Below are 3,882 nucleotides of genomic sequence, written 5' to 3' on the forward strand. Positions count from 1 at the left end.
AAGCTAAAATAACTGACACTACCACTGGTAAACCTATACAAGGACTCACTGTTAAATTCTATGTTGAAGGTAAATTCGTGGGAACTAATAAAACTGATGTAAAAGGCATATCCTACTTCAATTATACTCCAACAAAAACAGGCAAAATTCAATATTACGTATCAATCAACGATGAATCTGGCACCTACCCTCCAACACACTCACCTAACTCAACAATAACCATAAATAAAAATACTATTAAATTAACAGTTAAAACACCCTCAGGCAATGTAGGCGATAAGAAAACAATAAAAATTAAAGCTACTGACATTGAAAACAGAGTATTAACCAATAAAATCTTTACAATATATATTAATAACAAAAAAGTAGGAAAATACAAAACAAATAGTAAAGGCGAGATAACTATTAAAACAACACTTAAAGCATCAAATAAACTTAAAATAACTTTTGCAGGAGACGAAAATTATAAAAACCTTTCTAAAACATACACATACAATGCTAAAGCTAAAAAAACAATTATTAAAATATACAAAGCAAAAACATTATATGGCAAGACTGTTCAACTAAAATCTAAATTAACTGATGCAAAAGGAAAACCTTTAGCTGGAAAGTATGTTAAATTTTATGTTGCTGGAAAATATGTTGGAAAAGTAAAAACCAATAAAAAAGGAATAGCTATTTTAAAATACACTCCTAAAAAGAAAAAAATAAACATTTAAACACATTAAACTGAGAACTGGGAAATTTATTATTTTCCCAATTCACTATATTAAATGTATATATTTATTTCAACCAATTATTAACAGCTATTTCATAGCTATCAAAAATAATCATTTTTAAATATTTAATTTTTATTATTCTTCAACTCTTTAATTTAATTTTAAAACAATGAATATGAATTATTTACTAATTTAAACATTATAATCATGTATTTTAATATAAAATCATAATAATCAATACTTTAAATAAATTTTAAGCTATTTTAATCAAATATCTATTTTTAAAAATAATTTCTGCACATCCATGTTAATATGTCTTTATTTCCAATAAGAGAATAAAATAAGCTATTGGAATTTATTAATATTGCCAAAAAATTGGTTTTCTACTATAAGTTTTATTTTTATTAATTAATCTATTCATTATATGGTTTATTATTTGAGTATACTAATTAAATAGCTAAATAAAGATTAAAATAGCTATTTTAAGTTAAATCATAAGCTTCTCTTTCTGTGTGACATAACTCTTTATATTCACATTTTTCACATTTATGTATGTTTATTGAAACCTCTGGAATCGCGCCTTCTTCAAGGATTTCTTTTATGTTGTGAATAGTTTTAAATAGTTCTTTTCTAAGTTTAGAGTCCATTATAACAGGACGCCTTTCAGCTATTTTTATATAATCTATAAATCCTACAAACACTTCAGTATCAAATTCTTGTTCTATTAACATCGCATTTGCAACGAGTTTTATAGCATCACTATCCCAAACGCCTTGTAATGGAGGATTAGTCGTTTTTATATCAACTGGATAATATCTGCCATCTACAATTTCTATTTTATCACAAGTACCTATTATTTCTAAGGTATTATCTCTTATTAAATAGCTATACATTGATGTTGGGAAAAACATTTCTGTTATATCTGTTCCATCTTTATCAAGTGCAGTCATTGCTTTTTTAGATTTTAATGCTAAGAAATTCACATTAAACCTTGTTTCTTTTATTAAATCTTCTTTAATTTCTTCTAATTCGCTGTTTAATAGGGAATCATCTTTTTTTAATGGTATCATTAATGATTCTATGGTTTCTAAAATATTCCTACTTAAATTTTTGCTTATTTCTTCAATACTCATGCCTTTAGTGGAACTTCTAATATTTCTTTGAAGTAAATCTTGAAGATCAACTCTTATTTGCTTAATTGTTTTATTTACTTTAATATTATTCCGTGTTTCTTCATCTAATTGATTTCTAAGATACAATTTTAATGGGCAAAATGCAAATTCTTTTATTGATGATATACTTATCATATTTTAAACCTCACATATATATTTAATAGTTTTAATAAATTTTTTAGTAATAAATAATAGCTATTTAGTATTATTATTACTATATTATATAATATTATTACTACTTAAATATATATTTATTTTAAGACTTAAATCAATTTTTAAAAAGAATGTGAATATTGTTATAATTATATTTAATTTACATTTTGAAAAATAGAAGAATGATTCTATTTTAATCAATATCTTAAAATTGTTCTTTAATAATTGAAAAATAGAATTTTATTAAATAATTGTTTTTTATGTTTTGTACTTAATTAAACGCTATTACAGGAACTTATTCCAATATTCTAATTAATATAATTTCATCTCTAACATCACTTAAATTGTTTATTTCCTCAATAGCTTTATTAACATTACCTTCTTTTGCAGTATGAGTTATTATGATAATTGGAACTTGAATATCTCCTTTATTTCCTTTTTGATTTAATGATTCAATACTTATACTATGTTTGCTTAATATTCCAGATATTTCATAAAGAACTCCAGGTTTGTCAAATGCACTTAAGCGAATATAATATTTTGAGTCAAGTTCATGTACATGTCTAACATTGTTTACTTGTGAGTCTACTGGACCATAGCTAATTCTTTTATTTTCATTAAATATTATGTCAAGACAGTCACCAACTACTGCACTTGCTGTTGCATTCCTTCCAGCTCCTTGACCATACAACATAACTGGTCCGACAAAATCACCAACAAGATATACAGCATTGAAAACATCGTTTACAGAACTTAAAAGATGTGTTTGTGGTATAAATGTTGGATGAACTCTAATTTCGAGGTCATTATTTATTTTTCTGGCTATCCCAAGTAACTTTAAAGAGTAACCAAGTTCATTCTTTGCAAATTCAATATCTTTAGGTGTTATTTTACTTATACCTTCTACATGAAAATTTTCTTGAGGTACATATTTTCCAAATCCAAGTTTAGATAAAATTATAAGTTTTTGAGCAGTGTCATGTCCTTCAATATCAAATGTAGGGTCTGCTTCAGCATAACCTTTATCTTGTGCTTCTTTTAAAACATCATTGAACTCGGAACCTTCTTCTGACATTTTTGTAAGAATGTAATTAGCTGTTCCATTCATTATTCCATAAATTGACTCGATCTTATTAGCAGATAATCCTTCGTTTAATGGTGCAAGAAGTGGAATTCCTCCACCAACACTAGCTTCAAATGAGATTCTAACATCATTTTCTTCTGCAACATTCATTAACTCTTCCCAATGTTTAGCTATTAAAGCTTTATTTGCTGATACAACATGTTTTTTATTATTAAGTGCTTTTAAAATAAAGGTTTTTGCAGGTTCATATCCTCCAATAAGCTCAATAACTATGTCAATATCATCATTTTCTAAAACTTCATTAACATCATCAGTTAATAGTCCTGGAGCAACTTTCACTCCACGATCACTGGTTATGTCCAAATCAGCTACTTTTGCTAAATTAACAGTTTTGCCTGCTTTTAGTGACAATAATGCTTGATTTTTATTAAATATATCAACTACTCCAGCACCAATTGTACCGAATCCAACAAGTCCAATGTTTATTTCATCTTTTTCCATTTATATTCCTCTAATATGGATTAGTAATATTGCTAAAATTAATATTACTAATAAATTAAATTAAATTAAATTAATGTAATTTTTAAATATCATTTAATTTATATAAGCTATTATATTTAACTTTAATTTTAATAATTTAAATTATACAATTATATTTTTGTTATTTTTTATACTATTTTTGTTATTTTTTATACTATTTTTGTTATTTTTTATACTATTTTTGTTATTTTTTATACTATTTTTGTTATTTTTT

At 25.0% G+C, this 3,882-nt stretch carries 3 protein-coding genes; 1 reads left to right on the top strand and 2 read right to left on the bottom strand.

The genetic code is table 11. From position 1 onward, the window contains the following. Nucleotides 1-719, top strand: a 719-nt coding sequence (locus MBFIL_RS10765) for a hypothetical protein (protein ID WP_169805495.1), incomplete at its 5' end; no start/stop codon positions are given. Nucleotides 720-1,201: 482 nt separating this feature from the next. Here the strand turns inward: MBFIL_RS10765 and cas4 are convergent. Together cas4 and MBFIL_RS02965 are read right to left on the bottom strand one after the other, a co-directional pair. Beyond that, nucleotides 1,202-2,026, bottom strand: a complete 825-nt coding sequence (cas4, locus tag MBFIL_RS02960; RefSeq protein WP_066971338.1) for a CRISPR-associated protein Cas4 — start codon at nt 2,024-2,026, stop codon at nt 1,202-1,204. Between the two features lie 313 nt (nt 2,027-2,339). After that, nucleotides 2,340-3,629: a homoserine dehydrogenase gene (locus tag MBFIL_RS02965; protein ID WP_066971340.1), complete on the bottom strand. Its 1,290-nt coding sequence runs from the start codon at nt 3,627-3,629 to the stop codon at nt 2,340-2,342. Between the last annotated feature and the right edge of the window lie 253 nt (nt 3,630-3,882).

It is taken from the genome of Methanobrevibacter filiformis (genome assembly GCF_001639265.1).
Classification (GTDB): Archaea; Methanobacteriota; Methanobacteria; order Methanobacteriales; family Methanobacteriaceae; genus Methanacia; species Methanacia filiformis.

Bases quoted from the DNA above. Each gene is read 5' to 3' on its own strand.
- cas4 (WP_066971338.1), bottom strand. From the start codon at position 2,026: ATGATAAGTATATCATCAATAAAAGAATTTGCATTTTGCCCATTAAAA.
- MBFIL_RS02965 (WP_066971340.1), bottom strand. From the start codon at position 3,629: ATGGAAAAAGATGAAATAAACATTGGACTTGTTGGATTCGGTACAATT.